At 67.8% G+C, this 25,436-nt stretch carries 23 protein-coding genes and 2 pseudogenes; 13 read left to right on the forward strand and 12 right to left on the reverse strand.

The genetic code is table 11. The features are described from left to right. Positions 1 to 3 precede the first annotated feature (3 nt). From B1818_RS00105 to hsaA, 6 genes are all read right to left on the reverse strand, one after another. The gene (locus tag B1818_RS00105; RefSeq protein ID WP_078111639.1) at positions 4 to 1,146 is read right to left on the reverse strand and encodes a sulfotransferase; all 1,143 of its coding nucleotides are present in this window, start codon (positions 1,144 to 1,146) and stop codon (positions 4 to 6) included. Then, the gene (locus B1818_RS00110) at positions 1,139 to 1,930 is read right to left on the reverse strand and encodes an SDR family oxidoreductase (RefSeq protein WP_078111640.1); all 792 of its coding nucleotides are present in this window, start codon (positions 1,928 to 1,930) and stop codon (positions 1,139 to 1,141) included. The genes B1818_RS00105 and B1818_RS00110 overlap by 8 nt, the downstream gene beginning before the upstream one ends. After that, positions 1,927 to 3,171 (reverse strand): hypothetical protein, encoded by a 1,245-nt coding sequence (locus B1818_RS00115; RefSeq protein ID WP_078111641.1) that lies wholly within the window; start codon positions 3,169 to 3,171, stop codon positions 1,927 to 1,929. The genes B1818_RS00110 and B1818_RS00115 overlap by 4 nt, the downstream gene beginning before the upstream one ends. Continuing rightward, positions 3,168 to 3,767, reverse strand: a complete 600-nt coding sequence (gene hsaB / locus B1818_RS00120) for a 3-hydroxy-9,10-secoandrosta-1,3,5(10)-triene-9,17-dione monooxygenase reductase subunit (RefSeq protein ID WP_058251400.1) — start codon at positions 3,765 to 3,767, stop codon at positions 3,168 to 3,170. The genes B1818_RS00115 and hsaB overlap by 4 nt, the downstream gene beginning before the upstream one ends. A gap of 16 nt (positions 3,768 to 3,783) precedes the next feature. Further along, positions 3,784 to 4,695 carry an iron-dependent extradiol dioxygenase HsaC gene (gene hsaC / locus B1818_RS00125; RefSeq protein WP_058251167.1) on the reverse strand — a complete coding sequence of 304 codons (912 nt, stop codon included), beginning with the start codon at positions 4,693 to 4,695 and terminating at the stop codon, positions 3,784 to 3,786. A gap of 61 nt (positions 4,696 to 4,756) precedes the next feature. Then, positions 4,757 to 5,941 carry a 3-hydroxy-9,10-secoandrosta-1,3,5(10)-triene-9,17-dione monooxygenase oxygenase subunit gene (gene hsaA, locus B1818_RS00130; protein WP_078111642.1) on the reverse strand — a complete coding sequence of 395 codons (1,185 nt, stop codon included), beginning with the start codon at positions 5,939 to 5,941 and terminating at the stop codon, positions 4,757 to 4,759. A gap of 225 nt (positions 5,942 to 6,166) precedes the next feature. On the opposite strand from hsaA, the gene B1818_RS00135 reads away from it, so the two are divergent. The 3 genes from B1818_RS00135 to B1818_RS00145 all read left to right on the forward strand — a co-directional run bounded on the left by B1818_RS00135 (position 6,167) and on the right by B1818_RS00145 (position 8,480). After that, a complete protein-coding gene (locus B1818_RS00135) occupies positions 6,167 to 7,405 on the forward strand; it encodes a Rieske 2Fe-2S domain-containing protein (RefSeq protein WP_058251169.1) in 1,239 nt (412 codons plus the stop codon). A gap of 25 nt (positions 7,406 to 7,430) precedes the next feature. Beyond that, positions 7,431 to 7,829, forward strand: a complete 399-nt coding sequence (locus tag B1818_RS00140) for a hypothetical protein (RefSeq protein ID WP_065629138.1) — start codon at positions 7,431 to 7,433, stop codon at positions 7,827 to 7,829. Positions 7,830 to 7,952: 123 nt separating this feature from the next. Beyond that, the gene (locus B1818_RS00145) at positions 7,953 to 8,480 is read left to right on the forward strand and encodes a C40 family peptidase (protein WP_058251171.1); all 528 of its coding nucleotides are present in this window, start codon (positions 7,953 to 7,955) and stop codon (positions 8,478 to 8,480) included. Here the strand turns inward: B1818_RS00145 and B1818_RS00150 are convergent. Continuing rightward, positions 8,455 to 9,024, reverse strand: coding sequence for a hypothetical protein (locus tag B1818_RS00150; protein WP_078111644.1), 570 nt, complete (start codon positions 9,022 to 9,024; stop codon positions 8,455 to 8,457). The two genes, B1818_RS00145 and B1818_RS00150, sit on opposite strands and share 26 nt — an antisense overlap. A 153-nt stretch (positions 9,025 to 9,177) precedes the next feature. On the opposite strand from B1818_RS00150, the gene B1818_RS00155 reads away from it, so the two are divergent. Continuing rightward, complete coding sequence (locus B1818_RS00155; protein ID WP_078111645.1) at positions 9,178 to 9,972, forward strand: VOC family protein; 795 nt, start codon at positions 9,178 to 9,180, stop codon at positions 9,970 to 9,972. Between the two features lie 347 nt (positions 9,973 to 10,319). Next, positions 10,320 to 11,683: pseudogene (locus B1818_RS00160) on the forward strand (MFS transporter). Between the two features lie 96 nt (positions 11,684 to 11,779). Here the strand turns inward: B1818_RS00160 and B1818_RS00165 are convergent. Continuing rightward, on the reverse strand, positions 11,780 to 12,928 hold the full coding sequence (locus B1818_RS00165) for a TDT family transporter (protein WP_078111646.1): 1,149 nt from the start codon (positions 12,926 to 12,928) through the stop codon (positions 11,780 to 11,782). 102 nt (positions 12,929 to 13,030) lie between these two features. Between B1818_RS00165 and B1818_RS00170 the strand changes: the two genes are divergently transcribed. Continuing rightward, a complete protein-coding gene (locus B1818_RS00170) occupies positions 13,031 to 13,948 on the forward strand; it encodes a LysR family transcriptional regulator (protein WP_078111647.1) in 918 nt (305 codons plus the stop codon). Between the two features lie 35 nt (positions 13,949 to 13,983). Here the strand turns inward: B1818_RS00170 and dmpG are convergent, their stop codons facing one another. The 3 genes from dmpG to B1818_RS00185 form a co-directional block, all read right to left on the reverse strand. Then, positions 13,984 to 15,078 carry a 4-hydroxy-2-oxovalerate aldolase gene (gene dmpG, locus B1818_RS00175; protein WP_078111648.1) on the reverse strand — a complete coding sequence of 365 codons (1,095 nt, stop codon included), beginning with the start codon at positions 15,076 to 15,078 and terminating at the stop codon, positions 13,984 to 13,986. Next, positions 15,075 to 15,980: an acetaldehyde dehydrogenase (acetylating) gene (locus B1818_RS00180; RefSeq protein ID WP_058251175.1), complete on the reverse strand. Its 906-nt coding sequence runs from the start codon at positions 15,978 to 15,980 to the stop codon at positions 15,075 to 15,077. Before B1818_RS00180 ends, dmpG begins: the two co-directional genes overlap by 4 nt. 65 nt (positions 15,981 to 16,045) lie before the next feature. Further along, positions 16,046 to 16,834 (reverse strand): 2-keto-4-pentenoate hydratase, encoded by a 789-nt coding sequence (locus B1818_RS00185; protein ID WP_078111649.1) that lies wholly within the window; start codon positions 16,832 to 16,834, stop codon positions 16,046 to 16,048. Positions 16,835 to 16,978: 144 nt separating this feature from the next. Here B1818_RS00185 and B1818_RS00190 point away from each other — a divergent pair, with 144 nt between their 5' ends. The 6 genes from B1818_RS00190 (at position 16,979) to B1818_RS00215 (ending at position 23,298) form a co-directional block, all read left to right on the forward strand. Continuing rightward, positions 16,979 to 17,794 (forward strand): enoyl-CoA hydratase/isomerase family protein, encoded by an 816-nt coding sequence (locus B1818_RS00190; RefSeq protein ID WP_078111650.1) that lies wholly within the window; start codon positions 16,979 to 16,981, stop codon positions 17,792 to 17,794. Next, positions 17,791 to 18,939: an acyl-CoA dehydrogenase family protein gene (locus B1818_RS00195; protein ID WP_078111957.1), complete on the forward strand. Its 1,149-nt coding sequence runs from the start codon at positions 17,791 to 17,793 to the stop codon at positions 18,937 to 18,939. The genes B1818_RS00190 and B1818_RS00195 overlap by 4 nt, the downstream gene beginning before the upstream one ends. Continuing rightward, on the forward strand, positions 18,936 to 20,021 hold the full coding sequence (locus tag B1818_RS00200; protein WP_078111651.1) for an acyl-CoA dehydrogenase family protein: 1,086 nt from the start codon (positions 18,936 to 18,938) through the stop codon (positions 20,019 to 20,021). The genes B1818_RS00195 and B1818_RS00200 overlap by 4 nt, the downstream gene beginning before the upstream one ends. Positions 20,022 to 20,133: 112 nt before the next feature. Then, a complete protein-coding gene (gene kstD / locus B1818_RS00205) occupies positions 20,134 to 21,873 on the forward strand; it encodes a 3-oxosteroid 1-dehydrogenase (protein WP_068970492.1) in 1,740 nt (579 codons plus the stop codon). Positions 21,874 to 21,877: 4 nt separating this feature from the next. After that, positions 21,878 to 22,741 (forward strand): MaoC/PaaZ C-terminal domain-containing protein, encoded by an 864-nt coding sequence (locus tag B1818_RS00210; RefSeq protein ID WP_078111652.1) that lies wholly within the window; start codon positions 21,878 to 21,880, stop codon positions 22,739 to 22,741. A gap of 125 nt (positions 22,742 to 22,866) precedes the next feature. After that, complete coding sequence (locus tag B1818_RS00215) at positions 22,867 to 23,298, forward strand: hypothetical protein (RefSeq protein ID WP_058251180.1); 432 nt, start codon at positions 22,867 to 22,869, stop codon at positions 23,296 to 23,298. Positions 23,299 to 23,350: 52 nt separating this feature from the next. Here B1818_RS00215 and B1818_RS00220 read toward each other — a convergent pair whose 3' ends face one another. Continuing rightward, positions 23,351 to 23,548, reverse strand: a complete 198-nt coding sequence (locus tag B1818_RS00220) for a hypothetical protein (protein ID WP_065629132.1) — start codon at positions 23,546 to 23,548, stop codon at positions 23,351 to 23,353. A 219-nt stretch (positions 23,549 to 23,767) separates the two neighbouring features. On the opposite strand from B1818_RS00220, the pseudogene B1818_RS00225 reads away from it, so the two are divergent. Further along, positions 23,768 to 25,426: pseudogene (locus B1818_RS00225) on the forward strand (MFS transporter). Positions 25,427 to 25,436 lie beyond the last annotated feature (10 nt).

The raw sequence follows: 25,436 nt of genomic DNA on the forward strand, positions 1-25,436 counted from the left end.
GGGTCAGACGGCGAAGGCCGCCTCGACCGTTGCCTCGTCGAGTCCGTAATCGGCGAGCTGGTACCGGTGCTTCGGTTTGCGCGCACCCGACCGGCTCTCCTCGTCGAGCGCGGTCACCGCCGCACGCGCGTCCTCCGACATCGGGGTGTCCAGCGCCGCGTACACCCGCTCGACGGTGCCCATCGGGTCGTTGCGCAGATCGGTGAAGTCGATGTCGAGGAACTGGGCCGGGTCGTACCGCTTCCGTGCGGTGGAGAACTCACGGAGTCCGCGTGACCACAGCTCGAGCTGGTCCTGGCCCACTTGCTCGCCGGTGAACGTCGTCGACCATCCCGGGGTGGCGTGTTCGGCCAAGCTGCACATCGACGCGATGAGAGTGCTGGGCGGCCGGTGCGTCTGGATCACCAGGGCATCCGGGTACGCCGCCATGAGCGCGTCGAGCGCGAACAGATGGCTGGGGTTCTTGAGCACCCACCGCTTGCCGGGGTCGTTGAGCCCGATCAGCTGCAGGTTCTTGCGGTGTCGGAGATACGCCGGCGTCCAGTCCTGTTGGGCGAGCCACCTCGAGTAGGTCGGGATGTGCGCGAGGGATTCGTACGAGATCGACATGACGCTCTGGCGGAGCAGCTGCCAGCACTCCTCGACCTCGCCGGCGTCCATGTAGTGCAACCCCATGAACTCGGGATTCTCGACGTGATGTTGCTCGAATCCGGCCTGGATCTGCTGGTAGACGGGGTTGTCGGACCAGGTGTCGCGCGGCGGCCGGGGCTGCGGGAACTCGGCGAGCCACATCTCGACGCCCTGGTGCGCCGGATCGGCGGCCAGGAGTCGGTGCAGCGCAGTCGTTCCCGTGCGCGGCAGGCCGGTCACGAAGATCGGCCGCGTCACCTCGACGTCGGCGTACCCCGGGTTCGCCTTCCACGACGCCTCGCTGAGCAACCGGGCGACCAACGCGCCCTTGAGGAAGAAGCGGAACATCTTGCTGCCGATCTCGGTCAGCCCCGCCTCGGAGCGGTAGGAGTCGAGCAGGATGCCCAACGGCTCCAGGTACTCGGTGTCCCCGAAGTCGTCGAGGCCGGTGGCGCGAGTGGCCGAGGAATGCAGGTCTTCGATCGTGCCGACGTCAGTGCGTGCCGCACTAGTCATGGTATTCACCGCAATTCACGTCCAGGGTGTGCCCGGTGATGGCGCGCGCCATCGGCGAGGCGAGGAACACGACGGCGTCGGCGATCTCGTCCGGCTCCGGCAATCGCTTGAGGTCGGACTTCGACGCCGTCTGCTCGTAGACGTCGTCGGGTGAGATCCCGTATTTCTTGGCGACCTCGCCGAAGTACCACTTCAGCTGGTCGTCCCAGATGTAACCCGGTGCGACCGAGTTGATGCGAATCCCCTTGTCGCCGAGTTCGGAGGCCAGCGACTGCGACATCGCCAGCAGCGCCGACTTCGCGATCTTGTAACTGCCGTAACGGGGTTCGGAGTGCCGGATGACCATGGAGTTGATGTTCACGATCGAGCCGTCGGACTCGCCCAGCGCGTCGGTGAACGCGCGGATCACCCGCAACGTGCCCAGCACGGTGACGTCGATGCTGCTCGCGATCTGATCGAAGTCGGTGCGGGACAACGGTTTCATCGACGGGAGGGCGAAGGCGTTGTTGACCAGTACATCGGCCCGGCCGAACTCGGCGACGGTGGTGGCCACCAGGTTCTCGACGGCGGCGTCGTCGGTGATGTCGGCCGGGACGACGAGGCTGGTCCCGCCGGCGGCGTCGATCTCGGCGGCGACCTCCTTCAGCCTTGATTCCGTACGGGCGGCGAGGACAACCCGCGCCCCCTCCGCGGCCGCGCGCAGACAGATCGACCGCCCGAGTCCCGGACCGACACCCGAGACCACGACGACCTTGTCCGCGAGCAGACCCCCCTGTGCGCTCATCCCAGCATCCTCTCGGCGAACCCTCGCTGACGCGCCGCGATCCGCTCCGCCCAGCCGTCGGCGTCGATCCTGTTGTGCTCGAGGTGCGGCAGATGGTCGGCGACTTCGTCGAAAGCGACGACCTGTGCGGTCGGGCCCAGGTCCGGGCCGATCGGCGAATCACTGCGCTGCCAGCGGAACTGCAGGATGCCCTTCGACCGTCCCGTCGTCTCGATCCAGTTCGCGACGCCCGGATCACGATGCGACACCACCATGCGGATCATGCCGTCCGGATCCACCTGCGCCTGAGCGGAGTTCAGGCTGGTCTGGTGGTTGACGTAGTCCAGCGAGATGTACCACATGCTGCCGAGCTGGAATCCCTGGTACGGGGCGTCGGACCGCGGAATGGTGATCACCATCGCCTCGTCGGGCCCCAACCGGAAGTGTCCGACGGAGGAGAACTGCGTGCTGAGGCCGCCCGGGGTCTGCCGCGGTTCGGTGAACGTGTTGACCGGCTCGTCGAGGTAGAACCACTTCGGGAAGTTGAACCAGGTGTTGATGCGAGCCGTCAGCATCTTGCCGGCCGTCGCGTACCGGCGGGACACCCGGGCCAGGTCCGGCTCCGGCGGCGCGGTCCCGATGGTGTCGACCCGTTCGATGGTGATCGACCCCTTGCGTTCGGACCAGTCGGAGTAGACCTCGCGCACCGCGAGCATCGACGCGCCCTCGCCGAGCGGGAAGTAGTCGTCCGGCGCATCCGGGATGGGTGGGCCGAAGGTCAGCTCGAACGACCCGTCGTCGGCGATCGTCAGCCGCCGGTCGTCGAACGCATCCTCGCCGCCCGGTACCGACGAGGCCGTGTAGTCGCCGCGCAGGACCTGGAAGCTGAGATCGGTTGTGGTACCGCGCCGCCCGCGTACCCGGTATGTCCCGGTGGGTTCGACGTCGGCGTGATAATAGAGCGTGTCCGGATTGTCCAGGCCCATCTTCGTCGACGGCCCGGTGGACGTCACGAAGTTCGGGTGGGAGATGGACCGGGCGCGCACCAGTTGGACGATGGCGGCGATACTCCCCGCGAGGTAGTCGTAGCCTTCGGCGAGATCTTGGTCGGTCTCGGCGAAATCGGCCGATGCGACCAGCTTCTCGGCCTCCGCGATCGCGTCGAGGAGGGGCTGCGTGACCAGCGGTGCGCCACTCGTTGTTTCGGTTGACGATGTCTCGGTCGTCGCTGTCTCGGTACTCGTCGCGTCGTCGACGGTCATAGCCAGGTGTCCCCGCCCGTCCATGTGAGGAAATTTTCCAACTCTGCCTGTGCGGGCGTGACCCGCGGGTGTTCGGTCGACAGGTAGCCGCCACGGTAGAACAGCAACGGCTTGTCCTGCAGCACTTCTCCGAGAGTCAGTGCGCGGCCGATGACGATGTGATGGTCACCGCCGTCGGTGACGGTCTCGACGTCGCATTCGACCCAGGTCAGGCTGTGCCGGATGACGGGGAGACCGGCCGGTGACGGGTCCCAGATGACGTTCGCGAACTTGTCGTCGCCGGGGGCGCCGAAGGCGGCGCTGACGTCCTGCTGGCGGTTCGACAGGACGTTCACACAGAACTTGCCCGTCTTCTCGATGACCTTCCAGCTCCGGGAGGTCTTCATCGGACAGAAGAGGACCAGCGGCGGATCGAGCGACAACGCGGCGAACGACTGGCACGCGAACCCGACCGGCTTACCCGCGTCGTCGAGGGTCGTGATGACGGTGACCCCGGTACAGAACTGGCCCATCGCCGTTCGGAACTGACGGGAGTCGAAATCGGCGGACCCGTAGGGCGAACGCGTGGACTGCTGGGTCGCGGCGCCGGAGGGCATCTCGGACAAGGGCATCTCAGCCCTTGAACCCGACGCTGAAGTCATGCCCCCACAGACTCACTGCCGTGCTCTCGCGGGCGATCCATTCGTCGTCCTTCACCGTGCGTCCCTCACAACCGAATTCGATGTCGAAGCCGCCGGGTGTCTTCATGTAGAAGGACAGCATGAGGTCGTTGACGTGTCGGCCGAGGGTCGCCGACATCGGCACCTTCTTGCGCAGCGCGCGGTCGAGGCACAGGCCGACGTCGTCGGCGTTCTCCACCTCCACCATCAGGTGGACGATGCCGGTGCTGTTCGGGATCGGCAGGAACGCCAACGAGTGGTGCCGGGGGTTGCAGCCGAGGAAACGCAGCCACGGCACCTCGTCGCCCTCTTCGCGGCCGACCACCTGCGGCGGGAGGCGCATCGAGTCACGGAGCTTGAATCCCAGGACGTCCCGGTAGAATTCGAGCGCCGCCTTGTCGTCGGAGCAGGTGAGCACCACGTGGCCCAGACCCTGCTCCTCGGTGACGAAGCGATGCCCGTACGGGCTGACGACGCGCCGGTGCTCCAGCGCGGCGCCGTGAAAGACCTCCAGGGTGTTGTCCGCCGGGTCGTCGAAGACGATCATCTCGGCGACCCGACGGTCGGCGACCTCCTCGTCCTTGCCCTCACGGAAGACCACACCCGCACGCGACAGCCGATCCCGGACATCCTGCAACTCAGCGGCGTTCGCGACCTCCCAGCCCGCGCAGGCGAGCCGGTCGTGCTCGGACGGCACGATGACCAGACGGGCCGGGAAATCGTCCATCCGGAGATACAGGGCACCGTCGGTGAGACCAGAGCCCTCGATCATGCCGAGGACCTTGAGGCCGTAGGTGCGCCACGCCTCGATGTCGGTGGCCTCGATCCTCATGTACCCCAACGAGCGAATCGGACTGTCACTCATCTCGATCAATCCTGTCTTGTCCCTGCTCCCTGAGGAGCGAGCTTGCGAGCGTCACGAAGGGTCACACCATCGTGTCGCCGATGGGAATCCCGAACTCGCCGTTGCCGAATGCGACGTAGGCGCGCTCGGGGTCGTTCGCGGCGTGCACGCGGCCGGCGTGGGCGTCGCGCCAGAAGCGCTGGATCGGTGTCCCGTTCTCGAGCGCGTGGGCGCCCGAGTTCTCGAAGAGTCGGTCGATCGCGGCGATCGCACGTCCGGTCGCACGCACCTGGTCGCGTCGAGCGGACAGCCGCAGTTCCATCGGGACCTCCTCGCCGGCGAGGATGAGGTCGTACTCGGCCTGCAGGTTGCCCGACAGCTGGCGCCACGCGGCGTCGATGTCACTGGCGGCCTCGGCGATCCGGACCTTGGCGAACGGATCCTCCTTGGCCTTCTCGCCCGCGTAGGCGGCCCGGACCCGCTTGCCCTGGTGCTCGACGTGGGCGCGGTAGGCGCCGTAGGCCATGCCGACGATCGGCGTCGCGATGGTGCTGGGATGGATGGTGCCCCAGGGCATCTTGTAGACCGGCGCGGTGTTGCGCTCCAGGCCCGGGCTCTGCCCCATCGACATCGTGCGCATGCTGAGCATGCGGTGCCGGGGCACGAACACGTCCTTGACCTCGATGGTGTTGGACCCGGTGCCGCGCAGACCGACGACGTTCCACACGTCCTTGATCGTGTAGTCCTCACGCGGGATCAGGAAGCTGACGAAGTCGACGGGCTTGCCGTTCTTGATGACCGGACCCCCGACAAAGACCCAGTCAGCAGTCTCGCAACCCGACGACCACGCCCACGAACCGTTGACCTTGTAGCCGCCGTCGATGACCTCACCCATGCCCATCGGCGCGTACGACGACGAGATCCGGACATTGGTGTCCGAACCCCACACGTCTTCCTGCGCCTGCTGGTCGAAGAGGGCGAGGTGCCAGTTGTGGACGCCGATGATGCCCGACACCCAGCCGGTGGACCCGCAGGCCGACGCGATCCGGCGGACCGCTTCGTAGAAGGTGACCGGGTCGACCTGGTAGCCACCCCACTGCTCGGGCTGCAACAGCCGGAAGAAGCCGGCGGTCTCGAGGCTCGAGACGGTCTCGTCGGGGATTCGACGCAGATCCTCGGTCGACTGCGCACGCTGCTCGAGTTCCGGGAGCAGGACGTTGATCTTCTCCAGGACCTGCTCGGCGGCTTCGCTCCGTTGTGCTGGCATCTCGCCTGCTCCTACTCGTCTCTCCTCGGCCGGACGAGCCGGCCGCTGTACCCATCGAGTTCGAGATTAGAACACGTTCTCATTTCTGTCGAGGACTGGGACTTTATGCCCATGTACAGGCCCGATCGGCGTTCGGGACGACGATCGGGCTGACAAATCTGAAACGTGTTCTAGTATTGGGTACAGTTCTTCGACGCGACACCAGCCACAGACAGGAGAGGGCACATGTCTTCAGGACCCGAGACGATGACCCCGAGCAGCCCCGGCGCGCCGAGCGCAGCCGCCGCCTCCGACGGGGCCGATGTGGGTATCCGGGAGATCGACACGGGTGCGCCGCCCACCCGCTTCGCGCGCGGTTGGCACTGCCTCGGCCTGCACGAGGAGTTCGACGACGGCAAGCCCCACTCCGTCACGATCTTCGGCACCAAGCTGGTGGTCTGGGTCGACACCAAGGGCGAGGTGAACGTGCTCGACGCGTTCTGCCGGCACATGGGCGGCGACCTCTCCCAGGGCAAGCTCTCGGGCGACAACGTCGCGTGCCCGTTCCACGGCTGGCTGTGGAAGGGCAACGGACGCTGCGCCGGCGTGCCCTACGCCAAGCGCAACCCGAAGCTCGCCAAGACGCGCTCGTGGCCGTCGATGGTCCGCAACGGCCAGATCTTCGTCTACAACGATCCCGAAGGCAATCCGCCCCCGGATGAGTGCATCATCCCCGAACTCGAGGAATTCGGGTCCGACGAGTGGACGCCCTGGACCTGGAACCGCATCGTCATCGAGGGCTCCAACTGTCGCGAGATCATCGACAACGTCGTCGACATGGCGCACTTCTACTACGTGCATTTCGCTCTTCCGGATTACTTCAAGAACGTCTTCGAGGGTGAGATCGCCGCGCAGTACATGAATTCGCACGGCCGGCCCGACGTCACCCTCGGCACCAATTACGGTGACAGCCGCCTCGAATCGATCGCGGCGTATTACGGCCCGTCCTACATGCTGAACCCGATGATCCAGTACTACGGCGGCTACGCGGTCGAGACCATCCTCACCAACTGCCACTACCCGATCGACGAGAACTCCTTCGTCCTGATGTACGGCGTGATGGCCAAGGTCCCGGACGGCCTGACCGCCGAACAGGCGTCGAAGATGGCCACCAAGATCAGCGCCGGCGTCGAGGTGGGCTTCCTGCAGGACGTCGAGATCTGGAAGAACAAGACCCGGATCGACAACCCGCTCCTCGTCGAGGAGGACGGCCCGGTGTACCAGCTCCGCCGCTGGTACGACCAGTTCTACGTCGACAAGGCCGACGTCACCGACGAGATGACCGGCCGGTTCGAGTACGAGATCGACACCTCCAAGGCCCTTGAGAGCTGGAACGAGGAGATCCAGGAGAACCTGCGCCGCCAGGAGGCCGAGAAGGCTGCGGAATCCACGGCGTCGGAATCCACGGAGAAGGCCGAGGTCTGACGTGACCCGGGCGGCAGGGGTTCGGATGGCAGGGGCTCCCGGGGGTTCCGACCGTTGGGCGAAGGCGCCCGACTTCCAGAACGATCCGGACCGGCTCGCCCGGGTTCACGAGGCCACCCGCCGCGACCGCGAGCACTACCTGCAGGGTGGGATGCGCGAGATCGAGTGCCGGGCATGCCACGCCTGTGTGTTGGTGAAGAAGACCAGTTCGTTCCACACCAGCGTGCAGTGGAACGCCGACGCCCGGGACCGCTGCCTCGGCCTCGAGCAGATGCGCGCCGGCGGCGACGACGGGAACGGCCCGCTGCTGCCCGGAGCGATGATGCCGACGTGCGCCCGGCTGTCGGCGAGCATCGACCACGGGGTCACCGAGGGCATCATCCCGGCCGAGTCGCCCGCCACCGATCCCGACGGCTACTGGTGATCGGTTAACCGGAACTGCAGCACCATTAGATAACACAAGTCCCAGGCATCACACCGGTCACACGTTCGTCACACCTGGGGAACGACCGACGACACGCCGTCCCGCCTCGGCCAAGCTGTCGTCATGTCCGTTTCGATGACGCGCGCCAGGCGCGTGACCTGCACCATCGCACTCACTGCCGCCTTGTCGGTCGGCGTTCCCCTTGCCGGCTCCCCACTCCTCGACACCGGTCACGCCGCGGCCGCGGGATCGTCGGATTCCTCCGGGTCGGTCCCGATCTATCTGCCGATCCCGACCACCGTCGGCCTCAACGCGCTCGGGGCGGCGATCACCCAGATCGGCAAGCCGTACAAGTGGGCCGGCGTCGGCCCGCATTCGTGGGACTGCTCCGGGCTGGTGCGGTGGGCGTTCTACACGACCGGCGTCCAGCTCCCCCGGACCAGCCAGCAGCAGGCGAAGGTCGGACACGCGATACCGTTTCGCGCCCTGGCACCGGGCGACATCATCATCTTCGGTCGCGACGCCGGGCACGTCGGCATCTACGCGGGCGCCGGTCGGGTGTTCAACGCCTACGGCCCCAACGGCGTCCCCATCGGCTTCACGAAGTTGAAGGACATGGGCTACATCAAGACGATTCGTCGGTTCGGTTGACCTCGGCTCGCTCGGCGGCAGCCGCACGGGGCCACACGGTGCTCAGCACCCATAAACCGACGACGACCAGGAGCAGGATCGCGACCACGACGGTCCCGATCAGTCCGTAACCCGCCTGCATCTCGGGGAGGTCGGCGTCGAGCGCCTCGGACACGCGGTCGGAGAACAGATGCGCGGCGGGGTCGCTCAGCGTGCGGATGCCGACGACGAGCACGATGACCGACGCCAGCCCGATCAGGCCGATGGCGGACGGGCGCAGGCGTGGGCGCCACCAGCCGAGGGCGGCGACCACCGCGATCACGGCACCGAGCACCACCACGCTCAGGCCCGGGCGGCCGGTGTTGTCCTCGAAGAAGAACGCGACATCGTCGTCGCTGGCGCCCAGGATCGTGACGCGTCCCAACCCGGTGATCGACGGCTCCACGCCCTCATCGGTACTGCCCCACTGCACCTGTGCCAAGAGCACCAGCAGCAGACCACCCGCCAGCATCGTCGGCCACGCGAGGCCGCGGAGTCGTTCGCCCGTCCCTTCATGCTTGGTCATCCGATCAGGGTGCCATGAGCCGACGTCGGTGGATATGAGTCGGACTATCCGCAACGCCGTCCGCGACCGATGAGTTTGCGCGACCCTGTCAGTCAGAAGTTCCGACGGGCAGTCGTCCACCAGTTCACGCGGAGCAAGAAAGAGGACTTAGCAATGGCAGAGTATGCAGCCCCCTCCGGGGCACCGATCTGGTTCGACCTGATGAGCAGTGACACCGCGAAGGCCGAGGAGTTCTACGGCGCGATCTTCGGCTGGGAGGCCGAGGCCCCCGACGAGGAGATGGGCGGTTATCGCAACTTCAACAAGAACGGCAAGCGGGTGGCCGGTCTCAGTCCGGTGATGGAAGGCGCCGGGCCGCCCGACATCTGGACGGTGTACCTCCACACCGAGGATGCCGACGCCACGGTGAAGGCCGTCGAGTCGGCCGGGGGCTCGATCATGGTGCCGCCGATGGCCATCGGTGAGGAGGGCACGATGTTGATGGCCTTCGACACCGCGGGGGCGGCGATCGGGTTCTGGCAACCGAAGAATCACAAGGGGTACACCGAGTTCGGCGAGCACGGCACGCCCTACTGGTTCGAGTGTCAGAGCATGGACTACCCCAAGTCCGTCGAGTTCTACCGGACCGTGCTCGGCGCGCGCATCGAGGAGGTCGGCACCGGTGGCGACCCGGACGCCGTCGGGCCCGACAGCTACGGCCAGATCTTCTACGGTGAGGCGTCGTACGCGGGGATCATGGACTCGGTCAAGCTCTTCCCGGCCGGGGTGCCGTCGTTCTGGCAGGTCTACATCACCGTCGACGATGTCGCTGCCACGGTGAAGCAGGCCGAGTCGCTGGGCGCGGAGATCCTCATGGCCGGCGAGGACACCCCATACGGGACGCTGGCCGCGATCAAGGATCCGATGGGCGCCCTGATCTGTCTGGGACATCCGCCCGCCGGCATGTGAGGTGCGGCCGCGGTAGGACTCGGTGAACACCGAGTCCTACCGCGCACGTCATCGGCGGCGTCGAACGTTCATCCCGCCGCAACGCGATGGCCGACGGCACCCTGTAGCGTCCGACTTCCACAGACACGATTCACCGTCATATCGCGTGGAACTCGTCGGCGTAGAACAGGATTCGCATGTCGGCACACGATTCGGCCGTCCCTCCCGCCTCCGTGCAGAGCTACCTCGACGAGGTCCCCACCTGGCGGGACGGCACACCCGCCACCGCGGGCGCGATGACCGCCATGCAGAAGCGGATCTGGCTCCTGGCCTCCGCCGGCAAGTTCCTCGAGGGCATGATCGTCTTCATGGTGGGCGTGGCCCTGCCGTTGATCATCGACGAATTCGGGCTCAGCTCAGCCCAGTCCGGCGTCGTGACGGCCGCGCCGCTGCTCGGCATCATGGTCGGCGCGTCGGCCCTCGGCGGACTGTCCGACCGGTGGGGTCGCCGCCAGATGTTCTTGGCCGAGATGGTCCTGTTCACCGCCTTTCTGGTGGGCGTCACGCTCAGCACCGGCTTTCCGATGCTGGTGGTCTGTCTCATCGGCATGGGACTGGCGTTGGGCTGCGATTACCCGACCGCCCACACCATGATCTCCGAGACCATGCCGACCAGCATCCGGGGTCGAGGGGTGCTGGCGGCGTTCGGTTTCCAAGCCGTCGGCGCACTCGCCGGAACCCTGGTCGGAGTGATCATCCTCGGCAATCGCGACGAGTTGTCGGACTGGCGCTGGATGTTCGGTGTGGCCGTCGTACCGTCCGTACTGGTGATCGTCGGCCGGCTCTTCGTCGTGCAGAGCCCGCACTGGCTTCTCGGGACGGGCAGGGTCGACGAGGCGGAGTACGAACTGAAACGTCTACTGGCTCGCCGACCGCAGTACCCGACCACCGTCACCCTCACGCGCCACGACGGATCCGGGTCCGGCGCCACCTCGACCACCGATGTCACGGCACTGTTCCGCCGGCCCTGGCGCCGTTCGACGATCCTGGCCTCGATCCCATGGTTTCTCCAGGACCTCGGAACGTACGGGATCGGCATCTTCACCCCGACCATCATCGCCGCGACGATCGGAACGGTCGCCGCGGACGACTCGACCGTCAGCGGCGTGGTGATCGATGACCTGCGTGGCGCCGAAGGCGCAGTCCTCATCGACGCCTTCCTGCTCATCGGCATCGTGCTGGCGATCTATCTTGTCAACAGATTCGGCCGAATCCGGTTGCAGGTCTTCGGCTTCCTCGGCTGTGCGGTCGGATTGGTGATCGCCGCCGCCTCCACCCTGCTCGACGGCACCCTGCAGATCATCCTCGTCTTCCTCGGATTCATGCTGTTCAACCTCATGACCAACCTGGGTCCGAACTCCATGACCTACCTCTCGCCGGCGAGGTATTCCCCACCTCGCTGCGCGGGACCGGCGCGGGCCTCGCCGCCTCGGTCGCCAAGGTCGGCGCAGTTCTCACCGCCTTCCTCTTCCCGATCCTCCTCGACGCCTGGGGCACCGCGATCATCGTGCTGCTCCTGGCCGGAACGTCGATGCTGGGCGCGTTCGTCACCTGGACCTTCCGAGTCGAGACCACCGGACTCAGCCTGGAGGACGTGGACCGGATGCACGATGCGCCGGCACCGACCGGAGCCACGAGCGCCCCCCAGCCCGCTACCGCCGGGACTCCGTAGCCCCGCCCTTCGACAAACCCACCCCTTCTCCGTAGACCCACCCGGTCCGAAGGCTGTGGGTTCACGGAAAAGGGGTGGGTGTGCGGGTGGGGCTACTCACCGCACCCCGGGTGCCCGGAGGAGTTCGCCGGTGACGACCCCGCGGACCGTGCGAACCGCCACCACGCTCCATGCCACCACGAGGACTGCGAACCCGGCGACGGCCACGACCTCGAAGACCGTCCCGCCTACGGTGAGGGCCAGCGCACTCGAACCCGTGACGTAGGTGCCGAGCGGGAAGGTGAACGCCCACCAGGTCATCGCGAACGACATCCCCGACCTCAGGGTCCGCGCGGTGAGCCGAGCAGCCACGCCGATCCAGAGGGTGGCCGCCACCCAGACGGCGAGGCCATAACCGACCGCAAACGAATGCAAGGTCCCAGCCATGGGCGCGTCGACGCCATGGGGTGCGACGTGGGCCAGCAGGCACGCCGCGGTGACCGATTGGCCGAGCGGACCGAGGACGATCCACCAGGTGGGGACCATGTGCGCGGCGCCGACGTCACCGGTGCGCAGCCGCGACACCAACACCCACAGAATGGGGAGCGAGGCGAGTGCGGCCAGGACGAACATCGCGCAGCCGATCCCCATCACCACATGCGACGCCCAACCCGCGGACAACTGCGGGGTGAGCACCGCGGCCGCCGACGCCGAGACCATCGGGGGGACGACCGGCATCAGCCAGCCGCCGAACGCGTCGCCGACCGACGGGCGCCCGACGATGAGATGCCGGTACGGGATGACCACCGCGGTGACGACCCCGCCGATCGTGCCGGTGACCCAGCACACGAGGTCGATCCCCAACGCCAGATCCCGGCCGATCACCGTCGCTCCGACGACCATCGTGCTGGTCCCGACCGTCATGATCGCCATCGGTACGGCCCCGTAGAAGTGGGCGACGACGCGGTGGGCGTGATGACCGCGGGCGACCTCCGCGTCGCGGACCCAGTGCCGGACCGTGGCGATCAGCACGACGCCGAACACCATGCAGGCCAACAGCCAGAAGACGGTTGCCACCTCCGCCAGGCCCGCGGGCTGCCAGGGCAGGCTGTGCGCGGCGATCGCGATGATCCCCGTGCCCATCACGGCGGCGAACCAGTTGGGCGGCACGTAGGAGGCGCGACGCCGCCCCACCGCACGGGCTGTTGCGGTCCCGAGATCCGGTGCTGCGAATCCGGCGGAGGCAGTGGTCGTCGTCATGTCCATCACGTTCCCGCGAAACCCGCGACGCCGGTAGGACCCGAAGTGTTGGCAGGGTACAACTGCCGTTTGTATCCCGGGTACCACCGGTGCTTGTACCCTCGAGCGATGGTGCTGAGTCCGCGGATGCCCGACCTCGCGTCACTGGAGACCCTGCAGGCGGTGGTCGGTACGGGCAGCCTCAACGCCGCCGCGGCCCAACTCGGCGTCACCCAGCAGGCGGTCTCGGCACGCATTCGTGCGATGGAGACGCAGCTCGGCGTCGCACTGCTGACACGCACACCGCGCGGATCGGTGCCCACCCAGTCCGGGCGACTCGTCGCCGAATGGGCCGACCGCCTGCTGACGTTGGCCGGCGAATTCGACGCCGGGCTGGCCGCACTACGCCTCGAACGACGTGACCAGCTACGGCTGGCCGCCAGCCTGACCGTCGCCGAGCACCTCCTCCCCCGCTGGCTCGTCTCGTTCGCCGCTCAGCATCAGCCCGCTCCCAAGGTGTCGTTCACCGCGACCAACTCCGATCACGTGTACGACCTGGTCCGTGCCGGCGACGTCGAACTCGGTTTCGTGGAGGGGTCCCGCATCCAGACCGGTCTGCGCAGCCGGACCGTCGCGCGCGACGAGTTGATCCTCGTCGTACCACCGGGTCATCCGTGGACGAGGCTGCGGCGGCCGGTCACGGCCGCCGATCTCGCCCGCACTCCATTGGTGACGCGTGAGGAGGGCTCGGGCACCCGGGAGTTTCTCGAGCGCGCCCTGACCAGGACTCTCGGCCCCGGACGAGAGGCCGCGCCACCCGTCCTGGAACTGACCACGACGGCGTCAGTGCGGGCGGCCGTCATCGCGGGAGCCGGTCCGGCGGTCCTCAGTGACCTCTCGGTCGCCGACGACCTCGGTCACCGGCTCACCCACGTCCCGATCGCCGACCTCGACCTCGCCCGGCCGCTTCGCGCGGTCTGGCTCTCGGGCCCGCAACCGACCGCCGGCGCCGCTCGCGACTTCCTCGCGCACATCGGCCGCAGCTGAGCGGCAACCGGCGACGGCCCCAGACGGTTCGCTGCTCAGACGCCCGCGTTCGCGTCCTGCTTCTTCTTCAGCTCGAGCGCGATGTCGATGAGCTGGTCCTCTTGGCCGCCGACCAGTTTGCGGCTGCCCGCCTCGAGGAGGATCTCCGCGGCCGAGACGCCGTAGCGTTCGGCATGCCCCTCGGCGTGCTTGAGGAACGAGCTGTAGCAGCCGGCGTAGCCCATCATCATCGCCGAGCGGTCGACCAGGCACTCCGACGGCATCGCCGGACGGACGACATCCTGCGCGGCGTCGGCGATCTTCATGAAGTCGACGCCGGTGGTGATGCCGAGCTTGTCGCACACGCCCACGAAGGCCTCGGTGGGCGTGTTGCCCGCGCCCGCCCCGAAACGCCGGATCGAACCGTCGATCTGCTGGGCACCCGCGCGGATAGCGTTGACCGAGTTGGCAACCGCGATGTCGAGGTTCTCGTGCCCGTGGAAACCGACCTGCGCGTCACTGCCGAGTTCGGCCACCAGGGCCTGGACCCGAACGGTCACGTCCTCGAGGACCAGCGCACCGGCGGAGTCGACGACGTACACACACTGACACCCGGCATCGGCCATGATGCGGGCCTGCTTGGCGATGACCTCCGGAGGCTGGCTGTGGCTCATCATCAGGAACCCGACGGTCTCCAGACCGAGATCGCGCGCGAGTCCGAAATGCTGGATCGAGACATCGGCTTCGGTGCAGTGCGTCGCGATGCGGCAGATCTGACCGCCGTTGTCCTGTGCCGCCCGGATGTCGTCCTTGGTGCCCAGCCCCGGCAGCATCAGAAAGGCGATCTTCGCGCGCTTCGCCGTCTCTGCAGCGGCCTTGATCAGCTGCTGCTCAGGAGTTTTGGAGAAACCGTAGTTGAACGACGAACCGCCCAGACCGTCACCGTGGGTCACCTCGATGACCGGCACACCGGCCTCGTCGAGTGCGCCGACGATGGCACGCACCTCGTCCTCGGTGAACTGGTGGCGTTTGTGGTGGCTGCCGTCACGCAGCGACGAGTCCGTGATGCGGATGTCGAGGGTGTCGGAGTACTTGCGCGCGTTCGCCATCAACTTCGGGTCACGCGGTGTCAGAACCACATTGGTGCTCATGCGGGAACTCCCAACTTCGTCTTCGCGATCTCTTCGCCGACCTTCGTGGCGGCAGCGGTCATGATGTCCAGATTCCCGGCGTACGGCGGGAGGAAGTCCCCTGCACCCTCGACCTCGACGAAGATGGACACTCGGGCGTGTCCGCCGTTGAGGACGCTCGGCGGGTCGAACTGGGGATCCTGCAGCAACCGGTATCCCGGCACGTAGGCCTGGATCTCCTTCTCCCGCCGGTGGATCGACTCGGCGATCGCATCGGTGTCCGCATCCTCGGGGATGGCACAGAAGATGGTGTCGCGCATGATCATCGGCGGGTCCGCCGGATTCAGGATAATGATCGCCTTGCCGCGCTGCGCGCCGCCGATCGTCTCGACACCCGCTGAGGTCGTCGCGGTGAACTCGTCGATGTTCGCGCGGGTGCCCGGCCCGGCCGACACCGAGGCCACCGACGCGACGATCTCGGCATACGGCACCGGCACAATCGAACTCACCGCATGCACCATCGGGATTGTCGCCTGCCCGCCGCACGTGATCATGTTGGTGTTCGGCGCGTCGAGATGCTCGCGAAGATTGGCCGGCGGCACCACCGCGGGGCCAACCGCGGCCGGGGTGAGGTCGACGGCGATGATGCCCGCCTCCTCGTACTTCGGTGCGTACTCGCGGTGCACATAGGCCGAGGTCGCCTCGAAGATCAGATCCGGACGTTCCGACGACGCCAGCAGTTCGTCGGCACCACCACTCATCGTGATGAGGCCATGATCGGCCGCGCGCTTCATGCCCTCGGAGGCGGCATCGATGCCGACCATCCAGCGCGGCTCGATCACCTCGGAGCGCTCCAGCTTGTACATCAGGTCGGTGCCGATGTTGCCCGACCCGATGATCGCTGCGGTCAGCTTGGCTGCCACGGGTTCCTCCTCTTGCTCGGTGTGAAAGTTGTTCAGGACTCGGTGAAATCGAGGGACACTTCGTGTCAGGTGAAGTCGAGGGTGACGCTGCCCAGGCCGGCGAAGTCGGCCACGAAGTGGTCGCCCGACGAGATGTCGATGGCTCGCGTCGCGGTGCCCGGCAGGATCACGTCACCTTTGCGCAGGCGCACCCCGAAGCCCTCGACCTTGCGCGCGAGCCAACTCACCGCATTCAGCGGATGCCCCAGCACCGCAGACGAGTTGCCCTTCGCCACGATCTCGCCGTTGCGCGTCAGCGTGGCTTCGATGTCGCCGGTGTCGATCTCGGAGATCGGGACGCGCTGCTGTCCGAGAATCCAGCCACACGACGACGCGTTGTCGGCGATCGTGTCGCACAGGGTGATCTTCCAGTCCATGATCCGCGAGTCGATCAACTCGATCGACGGAACCACCCAGGCGACCGCGTCGATCACGTCTTCGTTGGTGCAACCCTCGCCCGGCAGGTCCTCACCCAGGATGAAGCCGACCTCGACCTCGACGCGCGGAAAGCAGAGCTTCTTGGCGTCGATCGCGGTGTGTTCGAAGTACTGCATGTCGTCGAGCAGGTGGCCGTAGTCCGGTTCGTCGACGCCCATCATCTTCTGCATGGCCTCGGATGCCAGGCCGACCTTGTGGCCGGCGACCTTCGCCCCGGCGGCGAGTCGCTTGCGGATGTTGATCAGCTGGATCTCGTACGCGTCGACCACATCGAGGTCGGGGTGGGCGTCGGTGGGCCGGTCGATGGCGGTCGCCGACGCCTCCGCCCGCGCCAGATCGGCTGCGATCTGCTCGCGAATCCCCTGCTCAACCGTCATCGTGCCCTCGCCTTCCGCATGTGAACGTGTTCTAGTTTAGAACACGTTGCAGTCTGCGGGCAGTCCTCGGTCCGATCGTCGTGCTTTTCGAGGCGTGGCCGAGATCGGTGATGACGTGAGCACCGGGCGACTACGGTTCTCGTCATGAGTTCCGAGTCCCCGAATCCCGTCTCGCCGGACACCGACGACGCCGGCGAAGCCGTCCTCACGACCTTCCACGACGGCGTGGGAAGGCTGACGCTCAACAACCCACGCCGCAAGAACGCCATCACCCTCGAGATGGCCGCGGCGATCGAGGAGTTCTGCGACCGGGTCACCGCGGACGGCAACATCGGCGCGGTCGTCGTCGACGCAGCCGGTTCGTACTTCTGCAGCGGGGCCGACACGCGGATCCTGGCCGGCGCGTCGGCCGATCCGGCGGCACCGGAATCGGTGGCGCAGCTGTCCGCGGTCTACCGCGCGTTCGTGCGGGTCGGGTCCCTGCCGGTCCCCACGGTCGGGGTCGTCGTCGGTGGGGCCGTGGGGGCGGGCCTCAATCTCGCGCTCGCCGTCGACCTGCTCGTCACCACGCCCGACGCCGTCCTCGACAGCGGATTCCTCGCCCGCGGCATCCATCCCGGGGGCGGGCACCTCACCCTGCTGAACCGCGCGGTGGGCCGGGCCGACACGATCGCGCTCGCCGCCTGTGGTCAGTCGCTGTCCGGTGCGCAGGCGGTCGAACGTGGCCTGGCGTACGCGGCCGCACCGGTTCCGGACATCCCGGCGATCGTCGCCGACTTGACCGGACCCGCCGCGCGCGACCCCGAGCTGACGCGCCGGGTGATGGCCAGTGTCCGACTCGAACTGGGCCCGCCGGCGGTGACCTGGGATTCGGCGATCGAGATCGAGCGTGGCGTGCAGATGTGGTCGATGGCCCGCAAGGGGCAGAACTGGTCGTCCCGCGGTCCCGGCCGGTCATGAGCCAGGAAGCCGTGGATGTTTCCGACGACGTCCTGCGCGCATTGCGGTCCGAGGTGCGCGACTTCCTGCGAACCGAACTCGCCGACGGGACAATCCGTCCCGATGTCGACAGCTGGATGACAGGGTTCGATCCGGCCTTCAGTCGTCGCCTCGGCGAACGCGGCTGGCTCGGGATGACGATGCCCGCCGAGTACGGAGGGCAGGGCCGTACGCCGGTCGAGCGTTTCGTGATCACCGAGGAACTCCTCGCGCACGGCGCACCGGTCGCGGCGCACTGGATCGCCGATCGGCAGATGGCCCCCGGCATCCTCGCCAACGGGACGCAGGCTCAGAAGCAGCACTACATCCCGCGGATCTCGGCGGGCACGATGTTCTTCGCGATCGGGATGAGCGAACCCGACGCCGGCTCCGATCTGGCCGCCGTGCGCACCCGGGCCACCGACAACGGGGACTCCTGGACGATCAGCGGCACCAAGGTCTGGACTACCGGTGCTCACATCGCGCACGCCATGGTGCTCCTCGCACGCACCGACGGCACCACCGAGGACCGCCAGCAGGGACTGTCGCAGTTCGTTGTCGACCTGCCGCATCCCGACATCGAGATCCGTCCACTCCCGAGCATCGACGGCGACGCTCACTTCAACGAGGTGATCTTCCACGACGCCGTCGTCGACTCCTCGGCCCTGCTCGGTGCGCGCGGACAGGGATGGCGACAGGTGATGAGCGAGTTGGCCTTCGAACGCTCGGGGCCGGAGCGCTACCTCAGCACATTGCCACTGCTCCGCGCCTGGACTGACCTGCTTCGACAGCACGGCGCGACGCCGCAGCAGCGAAAAACGCTGGGCGAGCTGATCGCACAGGCCTGGGCGCTGCGCCAGATGTCGATGCAGGTGGCGCGCGAACTTCAATCCGGCGGCAAACCCGACGTACTGGCGGCAATGGTCAAAGACCTCGGTTCGACCTTCGAAGGGGACCTCGTCACCGCCATCCGGGACGCGTCCGGCGCGATCCCGCGGCGCACCGGCGGGTCGGAGTTCGACCGCCTGCTGGCTCAATCAGTCCTGCACACACCGGCTTTCACCCTGCGTGGGGGTACCAATGAGATCTTGCGCGGCATCGTCGCGCGCGGACTGGGGATGCGATGACCGAACTGGCAGCAGAACTCGCCGCCGCGACGGCCGCCATGGTGGCACGGTTTCCCGTCGACCTACGGACCCCGGCCACCGAACCCGACCCCACGTTGTGGAAGGCCCTGGTCGACGCCGGGTTCACCGCTCTCGACGTCCCGGAGGCGGCCGGCGGTCAGGGCGCCGACCTCGCCGACGCTCTCGCCGTCCTCGACACCCTCACCGAGGCCGGCGCTTTCACCCCGTATGTCGAACACGCACTGCTCGCCGGTTGGCTCGCGGGCAGCGTCGGACACGCCCTCGACGGCGTCACCGCGACCGTAGCGGTCGTCGACGACGGAACCGTGGTCCGGTCCGCTGATCGGGTTCAGTTCAGCGGCAGGGCAATCGGCGTCCCACGCGCCACGACGGCCGACGTCATCGTGATCCTGGCCGCGACCGTCGACGGCGCGGTGATCGCGGTCGTCGACCGTCGCGACCCGGGGCTTCGGGTCGAGCCCGGCACCGATCTCATGGGGTTGGACTGCAGCGACATCGTCTTCGACGATGCCGAGGTCACGTTCTCCGCCCCGTCGCCGGTCACGGTCGACGATCTGCGTACGCGTGGGGCACTCGTCTACGCGGTCGCCTTGGCAGCCGCAGCGCGGGCAGTCCGCAACCGCACGGTCCGCTACGCCGCCGAGCGGGTCCAGTTCGGCCGGCCGCTGGGCAGGTTCCAGGCCATTCAGCAGAGGCTCGCGCAGATGGCCGCGCAGACCACGCTGATGGAGACCGCCGCACGAGCGGCGACCGCCGCGGCGTCGGAAGACATCGTTACGGCCCGTGACGCGATCGCCGCCGCGAAGATCGTCACGTCGCGCCACGCACACGACGTCGCGGCCGCGGCCCATCAGATCCACGGGGCCATCGGGTTCACCGCCGAACATTCCCTCGGCCGGTTCACCACGGCGTTGTGGACCTGGCGCGACCGGTACGGGACCGAGCACGACTGGTCTGAGCAGTTGGCGGCGCGCATGCTCGACGACGGCCTCGACCCGTGGCACGTGATCACCGGCGCGTCCGATCCCGTCGCACAGTCGACGAGAACAGACGCACAGTGAACGAGTTCAGACGCACAGTCGACGGGAACGGGAGCACCCCTGGCGCCCCATTTCTGCAACGTGTTCTAATTCAGGTAGAACACGTTCCAGCTGCGCGCACGAAGGGGACCCCATGGCCGGCTCGACCGAACCAGAACAGACCAGTACCCAACCCGAGACCCCTGGACCCGAGACCTTCGACGTCGTCGTCGTCGGGGCCGGAGCTGCGGGCCTGAGCGCGGCGATCACCGCAGCTCAGAAGGGCTTGTCGACGGTCCTGATCGAGAAATCGCCGTACTGGGGCGGCTCGACGTCGCGCTCGGGGGGCGGGGTCTGGATCCCGAACAACTCGGTCCTCCGCCGCGACGGCGTGACCGACACCCCGGACAAGGCCCGCGAGTACGTCCACGCGATCATCGGCGAACACGCGCCCGCCGACCGCATCGACGCCTACATCGACCGCGGACCCGAGGCGCTGGACTTCCTGATGGCGCACGCCCCCCTCGACCTCGAGTGGGTCAAGAACTACTCCGACTACTACCCGGAGGCGCCCGGCGGCCGGCTCGCCGGACGGTCGATCGAGCCGCGCCCGTTCGACGCGCGCCGCCTCGGTGACGACCTGAAGACGCTGCACCCGCAGTACACCAAGGCGCCGCTGAACATGGTCGTGCTGCAGTCGGACTACCGCTGGCTCAACACCGGCCTGCGGCACTGGCGCGGCCCGCTGCGAATGGCGAAGGTCGGCAGCCGGTTCTTCTGGGCACGCAGCCGCGGCAAGAAGCTGATCGCCATGGGTGCCGCCCTCGCGGCCGAGCTCCTCCTCGGTGTCCGCGAGGCAGGCGTCCCGATCCGGTTGAACACCGGCCTGGCCGACCTCATCACCGAAGACGGTCGCGTCGTCGGCGTGATCGCCGAATCCGACGGCAAGCGCGTCGAGATCCGGGCCCGCCACGGCGTGATCCTCGCCTGCGGCGGATTCGAACACAACGACGAGATGCGCAAGAAGTATCAGCGCGACCCGATCGGCTCCGAGTGGACCACCGGCGCCCCCAGCAACACCGGCGACGGCATCAACGCCGGCCTCAAGATCGGCGCCGCGGTGTCGCTCATGGACGACGCCTGGTGGGGTCCGACGATCCCGCTGCCGCGCGGTCCGTGGTTCGCGCTGTCGGAGCGGGCGGTACCGGGCACCTTCATGGTGAACACGCGCGGGCAGCGCTACATGAACGAGTCGCTGCCGTATGTCGAAGCGGTACACCAGATGTACGGCGGCGAGTTCGGCCAGGGCGAGGGCCCCGGCGAGAACGTGCCGTCGTGGCTCATCTTCGACCAGCGGTGCCGAAACCGCTACCTCTTCGCCGGGATCAACGCGCGACAGCCGTTGCCCAAGAAGTGGTTCGAGTCGGGCGTCGTCGTGAAGGCCGACAGCATCAGCGAACTCGCCGACAAGATCGGCGTCCCGGCCGACGCGCTCACCGCGACCACCGAGCGGTTCAACGGCTTTGCCCGCAAGGGTGTCGACGAAGACTTCGGCCGTGGCACAAGCGGTTACGACCACTACTACGGCGACATCACCAACAAGCCCAACCCGAGCCTCGGCGAGGTCAGCAAGGGTCCGTTCTACGCGGTCAAGATGGTCCCGGGCGATCTCGGCACCAAGGGCGGGATCAACGCCGACGCCTCGGGTCGGGCACTGCGGGCCGACGGCTCCGTCATCGAGGGTCTCTACGCGGCGGGCAACACCAGCGCGCCGGTCATGGGGCACACGTACGCCGGCCCGGGCGCGACGATCGGTCCGGCCATGGTCTTCGGATACCTGGCCGCCACCGACATCGCCGCCAAGGCCGCCACCCCGACATCGACAGGAGCCTGACCCGATGCCCATCGACCTCTCCGTCGCCCTCGGTGCCGAACTGCCCGAGGTGAGCTTCGAATGGTCGGCGTCCGACGCCGCCCTCTACAACCTTGCGGTGGGTGCCGCAGCGGACCCGATGGACACCACCGGGCTCGAGTACATCCACGACGCGACGCCGAAGGTGCTGCCCACCTTCGCCACCGTGGCCGCCGGGTTCCACACCACCGAGCCCCCGAAGGTCTCGTTCCCCGGCATCGACATCGACCTCGCGAAGGTCGTCCACGGCAGCCAGCAGGTGACCGCCTACCGGCCGCTGCCGGCCGCCGGCAAGGCGACCACTCGCACCCGGATCGCCGAGATCCAGGACAAGGGGTCGGCCGCGGTGATCGTGCAGGAGTCGGTGACCACCGACGACGGCGGGCAGACCCTCTGGACGTCCCGCTCGTCGATCTTCGCGAAGGGCGAGGGCGGCTTCGGCGGCGAACGCGGTTCGTCGGCCAAGGTCGACTATCCCGACCGTGCGCCGGATCATCGCCTCACCGTGGCGACGCTCCCCCAGCAGGCATTGCTCTACCGCTTGTGCGGAGACCGCAACCCGCTGCACTCCGACCCCGAATTCGCCTCCCGCGCGGGCTTTCCCCGGCCCATCCTGCACGGCCTGTGCACGTACGGCACGGTCTGCCGCGTGATCGTCGACGCGGTCCTCGACGGCGACGTGACCGCGGTCGCCGACTACTCGGCGTCGTTCGCGGGCGTGGTGTTCCCGGGCGAGACCCTCGCGGTCGAGGTCTGGGAGGACGGCTCCCGGTTGCTGGCCACCGCGACCGTCGTCGAACGCGACGGCGCGAAGGCCCTCGGCAATGTGGTCTGCGAACGTCGCCAGTAGTACCGACGCCGCGGCGGCTCGGGCGCAGCAGCCCCGAGCCGCTGTCTGGTGGGGCCAGTACGCTACACACGCGGACCGCGAGGCGGCCCGCAGGTTCCACGTCGCATATCCCCGAGGAGACGCCCATGAGCGATTCGCTGACGCCCCTACTCGCCGACAACCGCAGTGCACTGGTGACCGACCTCGTCGGTGTCATCGACGCCGAGGTGGCCGACCAGTCGGGTCTGAGCGGCGCCGCTGTGAAGACCGCCTACTCCGCGGTGCAGAAGGTGAAGCCCGGTGTTGTGCGCAGCGCCACCGATCAGATGGCCGAGGACTTCCTGAAGGCGCTGGCGCCGTTCTGGGACTCCAAGCCTGCCGGTGTCGCCTTCGGCGATCACCTCTCGGCCAACGGAGATGCCGCGGCCGAGGCCCTGCTGTCGGTGACCGACCAGCAGGCCGAGACCGCCAAGCCCGCACTCGCGAAGGCGTACAACTCGCTGCGCGGCAAGGGGAAGAAGTACGTGATCGCGGCACTGCCGCGTCTGGGTGCCGCCATCGAGCGGCACGCCGCCTAGGAGTCGGCGCGCGCGTCGTCGGCGGTCGCACCGACCTCCCCAGAGGGTCGGGTCAGACCGCTGACGACGCGATGGCCACGAGTGCCACGACGACGCCGATGAGTGCGGCGAGCATCGACAGCACACGCCACACATGGACGCGGGCGGGCGAGATCTCGGTCCCGTTCGGGGCGACGTCGGGCGATGCGGCCGCGGTCGCGGCAGCGGGAGTAGCAGCGGCGGGGGTTCGTGCGATTCGGGGTGAGGCCATGACCTGTCACCACTTTCGGTTGTCCGGGGCCAACGGGGACCGGCGCGGTCTCGCGTTCGCCCGGTATCGATACTGCAGTGATAAATGTGTCACAAGTTACTCGAGTAGCGTCGGCGCCCACATAGCGTGTCGCGATAACGAAACCGCAACACCGCGGTGGCGGCGAACGTGCCGACCGAACCGGTTCCGTATGCCGACCCCGAAAGCGCAGGACGCCGAATGAGATTACCGTCCGCCATCCGCCTCGACGCCCGGTCCGCCTGGCTTGTCCTCGTCGCCTGCCTGTCGGTCAGCATGGTCGTGGCCGCCATGGCCGCCCTCAACACGGCCCTGCCCGACATCGCGATCGACACCGGCGCCGACGCCGGTCAGATGACCTGGATCGTCGACGGTTACACCCTGGCGCTCGCGGCGCTCCTGCTCCCGGCGGGCGCGATCGGCGATCGGCTGGGGCGCCGTGAGGTACTGATCGCCGGCCTTCTCCTCTTCGGCATCGCCTCACTGGTGGCGATCTGGGTGGACGGCCCGACCCAGCTGATCCTGGCCCGGTGCTTCGCCGGTGCCGCTGCGGCGCTGATCATGCCCACCACCCTGTCGCTCATCACGTCCGGGATGCCGGAAGGTCAACGCGCGGTCGGGATCAGCATCTGATCGGCGATCGCCGGCGGCGGCGCCATCGCCGGCTTCCTGGTCACCGGGCTTCTCCTGGAGTTCTTCTCCTGGCACTCGATCTTCATCACCTTCGCCGCGGCGTCAGCCGTCGCGGCCGCGCTGTGCCTGACGATCGGCACCTCCAAGGACAGCGACCCCGGTCGCTTCGACATCCCGGGGACCGTCTGTTCGGTCCTGGCCATCACCGGCGTCGTCCTCGGTCTGCTCGAGGCACCTCATCGCGGCTGGGCGGATCCCGTTGTCCTGATCTGCATCGTGGGCGGCGTCCTGCTCGCGGGCGGGTTCGTCGCCGTGGAACTGCGTTCGACGTCGCCGCTGTTCGACGTCCGGTTGCTCGGCAACCGCGCCTTCGGGTCCGGGGCGCTGTCGGTCGCGGTCCAGTTCCTCGCCTCGTTCGGCATGTTCTACCTGCTGCTGCAGTTGCTGCAGCTGGTCTTCGATTACACCCCGCTGCAGTCGGCGGTCGCGCTGATGCCGTTCGTGGCCGGCGTCGGCCTCACCACGCTCATCGCGAACTGGCTTGCCGTACGACTGGATTCGCTCAAGTTCGTCATCGCCGCCGGCGCCCTGCTGTCCGGCGTCGGGCTGATCCTCCTCGGATCGTTCCGGTACGAGACGTATTGGACGCTCGCCGGCGTGGTCGCGTTGATAGCGGTCGGGATCGGTTTGGCGTCGGCACCCGCCACGACGGCCATCATGTCCAACACCCCGCTCGACAACCAGGGCGTCGGCTCGGCCGTGAACGACACCGCCCGGGAGATCGGCGCCGCGATCGGTATCGCGATCGCGGGCAGCATCGTCGCCGCGGGATACCAGTCGCGCATCGGCGAGACCGCACAACTGGCCCGCGATCAACTGACCGCCGCCGGTGAGCAGCGCATCGCCGCCGGCGACACTGCCGGTGGCCAGGCCATGGTCGCCCAGGCCGACCAGGCCGGGACGCTGATCGAGCGATCCCTCGCCGAGGCGACGGTCGTCGTGGACCGGTTGTCCGGTCAGGCCGCATCGCTCGCGGAGAAGATCGCCGACGGCAGTCAAGAGGCGTTCTACGTGCCGTTCGAGTACGCCTGCCTCGTCCTGGGCGGGATCATGCTCGTCAGTTCGGTCGCGCTGCTGTGGCTCACGCCGCGACGCGTCGTCGAGGTGCCGCCGACCATCGAGTCCGACCCCGACCAGGACCGCGACGACACCTACGCCCGCGACTGAGTAGCCTGTC

The organism is Gordonia sp. IITR100 (assembly GCF_002009645.1).
Lineage (GTDB): Bacteria > Actinomycetota > Actinomycetes > Mycobacteriales > Mycobacteriaceae > Gordonia > Gordonia hongkongensis.

What these genes read in the sequence shown, in the direction of transcription:
- B1818_RS00105 (WP_078111639.1), bottom strand. Translation starts at nt 1,146, where the DNA reads ATGACTAGTGCGGCACGCACTGACGTCGGCACGATCGAAGACCTGCAT.
- B1818_RS00110 (WP_078111640.1), bottom strand. Translation starts at nt 1,930, where the DNA reads ATGAGCGCACAGGGGGGTCTGCTCGCGGACAAGGTCGTCGTGGTCTCG.
- B1818_RS00115 (WP_078111641.1), bottom strand. Translation starts at nt 3,171, where the DNA reads ATGACCGTCGACGACGCGACGAGTACCGAGACAGCGACGACCGAGACA.
- hsaB (WP_058251400.1), bottom strand. Translation starts at nt 3,767, where the DNA reads ATGCCCTCCGGCGCCGCGACCCAGCAGTCCACGCGTTCGCCCTACGGG.
- hsaC (WP_058251167.1), bottom strand. Translation starts at nt 4,695, where the DNA reads ATGAGTGACAGTCCGATTCGCTCGTTGGGGTACATGAGGATCGAGGCC.
- hsaA (WP_078111642.1), bottom strand. Translation starts at nt 5,941, where the DNA reads ATGCCAGCACAACGGAGCGAAGCCGCCGAGCAGGTCCTGGAGAAGATC.
- B1818_RS00135 (WP_058251169.1), top strand. Translation starts at nt 6,167, where the DNA reads ATGTCTTCAGGACCCGAGACGATGACCCCGAGCAGCCCCGGCGCGCCG.
- B1818_RS00140 (WP_065629138.1), top strand. Translation starts at nt 7,431, where the DNA reads ATGGCAGGGGCTCCCGGGGGTTCCGACCGTTGGGCGAAGGCGCCCGAC.
- B1818_RS00145 (WP_058251171.1), top strand. Translation starts at nt 7,953, where the DNA reads ATGTCCGTTTCGATGACGCGCGCCAGGCGCGTGACCTGCACCATCGCA.
- B1818_RS00150 (WP_078111644.1), bottom strand. Translation starts at nt 9,024, where the DNA reads ATGACCAAGCATGAAGGGACGGGCGAACGACTCCGCGGCCTCGCGTGG.
- B1818_RS00155 (WP_078111645.1), top strand. Translation starts at nt 9,178, where the DNA reads ATGGCAGAGTATGCAGCCCCCTCCGGGGCACCGATCTGGTTCGACCTG.
- B1818_RS00165 (WP_078111646.1), bottom strand. Translation starts at nt 12,928, where the DNA reads ATGGACATGACGACGACCACTGCCTCCGCCGGATTCGCAGCACCGGAT.
- B1818_RS00170 (WP_078111647.1), top strand. Translation starts at nt 13,031, where the DNA reads ATGGTGCTGAGTCCGCGGATGCCCGACCTCGCGTCACTGGAGACCCTG.
- dmpG (WP_078111648.1), bottom strand. Translation starts at nt 15,078, where the DNA reads ATGAGCACCAATGTGGTTCTGACACCGCGTGACCCGAAGTTGATGGCG.
- B1818_RS00185 (WP_078111649.1), bottom strand. Translation starts at nt 16,834, where the DNA reads ATGACGGTTGAGCAGGGGATTCGCGAGCAGATCGCAGCCGATCTGGCG.
- B1818_RS00190 (WP_078111650.1), top strand. Translation starts at nt 16,979, where the DNA reads ATGAGTTCCGAGTCCCCGAATCCCGTCTCGCCGGACACCGACGACGCC.
- B1818_RS00195 (WP_078111957.1), top strand. Translation starts at nt 17,791, where the DNA reads ATGAGCCAGGAAGCCGTGGATGTTTCCGACGACGTCCTGCGCGCATTG.
- B1818_RS00200 (WP_078111651.1), top strand. Translation starts at nt 18,936, where the DNA reads ATGACCGAACTGGCAGCAGAACTCGCCGCCGCGACGGCCGCCATGGTG.
- kstD (WP_068970492.1), top strand. Translation starts at nt 20,134, where the DNA reads ATGGCCGGCTCGACCGAACCAGAACAGACCAGTACCCAACCCGAGACC.
- B1818_RS00210 (WP_078111652.1), top strand. Translation starts at nt 21,878, where the DNA reads ATGCCCATCGACCTCTCCGTCGCCCTCGGTGCCGAACTGCCCGAGGTG.
- B1818_RS00215 (WP_058251180.1), top strand. Translation starts at nt 22,867, where the DNA reads ATGAGCGATTCGCTGACGCCCCTACTCGCCGACAACCGCAGTGCACTG.
- B1818_RS00220 (WP_065629132.1), bottom strand. Translation starts at nt 23,548, where the DNA reads ATGGCCTCACCCCGAATCGCACGAACCCCCGCCGCTGCTACTCCCGCT.